Raw genomic sequence first — 5,815 nt, forward strand, 5'->3', positions numbered from 1 at the left:
CCCGGACGCGGCGCAGCGCTTGTTAGCGATGCGCCGCAGAGCCGGGACCCACGGACGCAAAATGGGTCCCGGGTCTGCAGCGCACTATTCGCTTCGCTCATGCTGCGCCGCGCCCGGGACACGAAAACTGTTCAGCATTCTCAAATCTTCTGATTGTATTCGCCGACCTCGGGATGGGTGCGCAGCACCGCATCCATCGCCTCGAACATATCGTGCATTCGCTGCTCGCTGACCGGACTCTCGACCACGACGACCAGCTCCGGCTTGTTGGACGACGCCCGCACCAGGCCCCAGCTGCCGTCCGCGGCCGTGACGCGCACGCCATTGACGGTGACGAGATCGCGGATCTCTTGTCCCGCGACCTTATCGCCGTTTCTCCGCAGCGCCTCGAAATGCCTCACCACGGCGTCGACGACGCCGTATTTGACCTCGTCGGCGCAGTGCGGCGACATGGTCGGCGACGACCAGGTTTTTGGCAGCGCGTTTTTCAGGTCCGCCATCGACTTGTCGGGGGCGCGGTCGAGCATCTCGCAGATCGCAATCGCCGAGAGCAGGCCGTCGTCATAGCCGCGGCCGAACGGCGTGTTGAAGAAGAAATGGCCGGATTTTTCAAAACCTGCCAACGCGCCGAGCTCGTGGGTGCGGCGCTTCATGTAGGAATGGCCGGTCTTCCAGTAGGTGGTCTTCGCGCCCTGCTTTTGCAGCACGGGATCGGTGACGAACAATCCCGTCGATTTGACGTCGACGACGAATTGGGCGTCCTTGGTGATCGCCGACATGTCACGCGCCAGCATCACGCCGACCTTGTCGGCGAAAATCTCCTCGCCGGTGTTATCGACCACGCCGCAACGGTCGCCGTCGCCGTCGAAACCGAGACCGACATCGGCCTGGTGTGCCAGCACCGCGTCGCGGATCGCGTGCAGCATCGCCATATCTTCCGGGTTTGGATTGTATTTCGGAAAAGTGTAGTCGGGCTCGGTGTCGAGCGGGACCACCTCGCAGCCGATCGCTTGCATCACCTGCGGCGCAAACGCGCCCGCGGTGCCGTTGCCGCAGGCGACCACGACCTTCAGTTTGCGCTTCAGCCTGGCGCGCGCGGTGAGATCGGCGATGTAGCGGGCCGCGAAATTTTCATGGAATTGGTAGGAGCCGCCGGCCCTGTTGCTGAAATCGGCGTTCAGCACGATCGCTTTCAGCCGGGTCATCTCGTCGGGGCCGAAGGTGAGCGGGCGGTTGGCGCCCATCTTGACGCCGGTCCAGCCATTATCGTTATGCGATGCCGTCACCATCGCGACGCAGGGCACGTCGAGTTCGAATTGCGCGAAATAGGCCATTGGCGTGACCGCAAGGCCGATGTCGTGCACCCGGCAGCCCGCCGCCATCAGTCCGGAGATCAGCGCGTATTTGATCGACGCCGAATAGCCGCGGAAATCGTGGCCGGTCACGATGTCCTGCGGAACGCCGAGCTCTGCGATCAGCGCGCCGAGCCCCATGCCCAGCGCCTGCACGCCCATCAGGTTGATCTCCTTGTTGAACAGCCAGCGCGCGTCATATTCGCGAAAGCCGGTCGCCTTCACCATCGGCTCGGATTCAAAGGCATAGGTATTGGGAACCAGCACCGATTTCGGCTTCGGAAACATTCAGGCGGCCTTGTGATCATGATGCGGAAGAACGCGCCCGCAGGCATAGCGAATGCATGGGCGCAGCGGAAGGCGGGATTGGCGGCTTGCAGTTAATAAATGAGGACAGCCCCTGAACGGTCGCTGCCACGCCTTCGATTTCTTCACGAATGTGAAGCAACCGCGTGCGAGGGCTTTTACTTGCGGCCATCAAAAAATCTGTAGGGCTTCGCGTTCCACGTCCTGACGGATGTGGGGTGACAATCCCATGCGGGTCGAATAGCCGATCTCGACCTGATGGTTGAATGCGTTCTGGAGTGCCTCATAGGCATCCATGAACGAGAGGAAACCGAAATCCCTGTTCGATGCAGGATCAACAAAGACATCCACATCAGATTCCGAGCCTGCCTCATCGCGCGCATGCGAACCGAACAGATAAAGCGACCCGACACCGAAGGCCCGCAAGGCAGGCTCGGTTTGCTTTAATCTGGCAATGACATCTTCTCGGCGCATAGCTTCAATATAGTCGAAAAATCCTCATTTTCCAGCACGTAGCGTAGCCGCGGAGAGCTATTCGGCCGAGCAGATGCCAATTGGAGAAGGAGCCCAACCGTCCGCGGCGAGATCGGCCGCTCTACTGCTCCAGCACGAGCTTGCCGTTGGCGTATTCGAAACGCTTCAGCTTCGACAGGAACGACAGGCCGAGCAGGTTTTCCGAGAGCGCTTCATCGGGCAACACCATGGCGTCGACATCGCGCACCACGAGCCCCCCGAGTTCGATCACGGCGAGCCGCGTTCGTGCCGCCTTGATGGTGCCGTTGGCGGTCGTGACCGTGGCGTTGTAGTCGCCGCGCGACGGACGCAGGCCGAAGCGTGCGGCAGATTTTTCGTTCAGGGCCACCAGCGAGGCGCCGGTATCGACCATGAAATCGATGCGCTGGCCGTCGATCCGGCCGTCGGTCTGGAAGTGGCCGCGGCCGTCGCGCGGAATGCTGAGGCTGCGAATACCGGCCAGCGCCACCGTCTCGGTGGAGGCTGCCTTTCGCGGGGCCGTGCCGGCGGATGCGGGCGCAGGCGTCATCCTGTCGGCCATCTGCGCCATCAAGGTGCCGAGGCCGATCATGATGGCCGCAAAGATCATGATGTTACGCATGACGCCACACTCGGTTCTATAGCGTTTTCGAGCGAAGTGGGTACCGGTTCGCGTGAAGAAAACGCGTCAAAACAAAAGACACGAAACCCGGCGATATCACCACGCCGACCGCCAAACCGCGACTAACAAAGGCGGGGACGGCTGTCATTTCGGCGAAAAGGATGAGCGAAGCGTTAATAGGGGCTCTTCACCTCTCCGCGTTCCTTGCGGGGAGAGGTCGAAATTCGCATTGGCGAATTTCGGGTGAGGGGCGAGGCACCTGCGTTCATTATCGCATTCTGCATTTCGCGGAAGCGCCCCTCACCCCAGCCCTCTCGCCGCGAAGAGCGGGGAGAGGGAGTGATAGTTCTCACGTCCCCCGCGGCTTGACCCGCCGCGTCGGCATCGCGTTCGCCGGGTCTTCCGGCCACGGGTGCCGGGGATAGCGTCCGCGCAGGTCGGAACGAACCGCCGCATAGCTGCCGCGCCAAAAGCCCGGCAGATCGCGCGTCACCTGCACCGGCCGCTGCGCCGGCGACAGCAGTTCCAGCACCAGCGGCACCGCGCCCCTGGCGATCGAGGGATGGGTGTTGAGCCCGAACAGTTCCTGCAGGCGCACCGCAATGGTCGGGCCCTGCTCGGCCTCGTAGTCGATCGCGAGCATCGTGCCGGTCGGGGCCTCGAAATGCGTCGGCGCCTCGCGCGTCAGCCGCGCGCGCAATTCCCAGGGCAACAGCGCCGTCAGCGCGTCCGACAGATCGCCGGACGAAAAATCCTTCAGCGAGGTCTTGTCGTGGAGTGCCGGCACCAGCCAGATCTCGCGCGCGGCTGCGAGCGCACCGTCGGACAGATCGGGCCAGTTGTCGCCTTCGGCCTTGCGCAGGAACATGACGCGGTCGCGCCATTGCTTCAGGGATTTGGACCATGGCAGTCTGTCGAGGCCGGCGGCGATCAAGCCATCGGCGAACACCCGCGCGGTCTCAGCCGTCGGCGACAGCGCCATCGGCGCTTCCGACAGCGTGATCGCGTGCAGGCTCCGCTTGCGGCGCGCGCGCAACGCCATGGCACCCCGATCGAATGAAATCTCGTCGGTGTTTTCGATCTGACCGGCGAAGCGCAGCTCGATCTCTTCCTGCGTGATCGACGCCGCCAGCAGAATACGCCCGTTCGCCGCCGTGCCGGTCAGTTCAGCCACCGCGATATAGGGCGCGCGCGCCAGCGCCGAGGTTTGATCGATGGCCGCGCCGCGGCCGTTGGCGAGCACAAAACCGCCGTTGCCGCGGTTGCGTGCGACGCGGTCGGGGAAGGCAAAGGCCAGCATGACGCCGGTGGAGAGTTCCCCTCCCCCTTGCGGGGAGGAAGAAGAAGGCTGGGTCGCAGCGATGCTTTCCGACGCCGCCACCTGCGAGGCCCAGCGCTGCGCCAGGCCGCGGGCGCTGGAAGCGCGTTGCGAGCGGTCGCGGCGGAACTGATCGAGCCTGGCATCGAGATCGACGCTGTCGCCGCCGAGACCGCGTTCGGTCAGGATGGCGGCGATGTCGGCCGCCCGCGCGCCTGCCCCCAGCCGGTGCGAATCCACGATCATCCGCGCCAGCCGTGGCGGCAGCGCCAGCGCGCGCAGGCTTTTGCCCTCCGCCGTGATCCGGCCGTCGCCATCGAGCGCGCCGAGTTCGCTTAGCAGGCTCCTGGCTTCCTTCAGCGCCGGGGCGGGCGGCGGATCGAGAAATGCCAGTCCGCCGGGATCGCTGACGCCCCATTGCGCGAGATCGAGCAGCAGCGACGACAGGTCGGCGCTGAGAATTTCAGGCTGCGTATAGGCCGCGAGCGATGCGGTCTGCGGCTCGTCCCACAGCCGGTAACACACTCCCGGCTCGGTGCGGCCGGCGCGGCCGCGGCGCTGGTCGACCGCGGCGCGCGAGGCGCGCACGGTCTCCAGCCGGGTCAGGCCGATATCCGGTTCGTAGCGCGGCACCCGCGCCATGCCGGAATCGACGACAATGCGGACGCCCTCGATAGTCAGTGAAGTCTCTGCGATCGAGGTTGCCAGCACGACCTTGCGCCGGCCCTTCGGCGCCGGCGCAATGGCGCGGTCCTGCACGCTGGAATCGAGCGCGCCGAACAACGGCACGATTTCGATGGAAGCATCCTGCACGCGCTCGGCCAGCAGGGTTTGCGTGCGGCGGATCTCGGCGGTGCCCGGCAGGAACGCCAGCGCCGATCCGGGATCGGAGCGGAGCGCGGTCGCGATCGCATCCGCCATCTGCCGTTCCAGCGGCGCATCGGGCTTGCGGCCAAGATAGCGCGTCTCGACCGGAAAGGCGCGGCCTTCGCTGGCGATCACCGGCGCGTCGCCGAGCAATTTGGCGACGCGGGCGCCATCCAGCGTCGCCGACATCACCAGAATGCGCAAGTCCTCGCGCAAGCCGGTCTGCGCATCGCGCGCCAGCGCCAGCCCCAGATCGGCATCGAGCGAGCGTTCGTGAAATTCGTCGAACAGCACCGCGGCGACCCCGGACAATTCGGGATCGTCGACAATCTGCCGCGAGAAGATGCCTTCGGTGACCACCTCAATTCGGGTCGCGCGCGATATTTTCGAGCCGAAGCGCACGCGATAGCCGACGGTTTCGCCGACCCGCTCCCCGATGGTATGCGCCATGCGCTCGGCACTGGCGCGCGCCGCGATCCGCCGCGGCTCCAGCACGATGATCTTTTTGCCTTTGGCCCAGGGTTCGTCGAGCAGCGCCAGCGGCACCCGCGTGGTCTTGCCCGCGCCAGGAGGCGCGACCAGCACGGCGGCGCTGTGGCTCGCGAGCGTGCGCGCCAGTTCGTCCAGCACCGCGTCGATCGGAAGGGAGGTGTCGAAGTTGCGGGACAAGGTCTCACATCCGTCATCACCCGCGAAGGCGGGTGATCCAGTAAACACCGACATTGCCGATTACAAAGACCGGGATCACTGGATACCCTTGCCTGCGCGGGGTATCACAGTGCCTTTGCATCACGCCCGCGGTTCGGTCGGGCGCCCCACGCTCTCATAAATAAAGCCGAGCGCCGCCATGTCCTCGGG

The 5,815-nt window shown here is 64.9% G+C and carries 4 protein-coding genes; all 4 read right to left on the minus strand.

Annotated elements, in window-relative coordinates; all coding sequences use genetic code 11:
- Positions 1-140 precede the first annotated feature (140 nt).
- Positions 141-1,640 carry a phosphomannomutase/phosphoglucomutase gene (locus tag WCE35_RS09310; RefSeq protein WP_424593052.1) on the minus strand — a complete coding sequence of 500 codons (1,500 nt, stop codon included), beginning with the start codon at positions 1,638-1,640 and terminating at the stop codon, positions 141-143.
- Between the two features lie 189 nt (positions 1,641-1,829).
- Positions 1,830-2,132: a nucleotidyltransferase family protein gene (locus tag WCE35_RS09315; RefSeq protein WP_424593053.1), complete on the minus strand. Its 303-nt coding sequence runs from the start codon at positions 2,130-2,132 to the stop codon at positions 1,830-1,832.
- Between the two features lie 121 nt (positions 2,133-2,253).
- A complete protein-coding gene (locus tag WCE35_RS09320; protein WP_424593054.1) occupies positions 2,254-2,772 on the minus strand; it encodes a TIGR02281 family clan AA aspartic protease in 519 nt (172 codons plus the stop codon).
- 349 nt (positions 2,773-3,121) lie between these two features.
- Positions 3,122-5,626, minus strand: coding sequence for an ATP-dependent helicase HrpB (hrpB, locus tag WCE35_RS09325; protein WP_424593055.1), 2,505 nt, complete (start codon positions 5,624-5,626; stop codon positions 3,122-3,124).
- Between the last annotated feature and the right edge of the window lie 189 nt (positions 5,627-5,815).

It is taken from the genome of Bradyrhizobium sp. (assembly GCF_049691595.1).
In the GTDB taxonomy this organism is placed as follows: domain Bacteria; phylum Pseudomonadota; class Alphaproteobacteria; order Rhizobiales; family Xanthobacteraceae; genus Bradyrhizobium.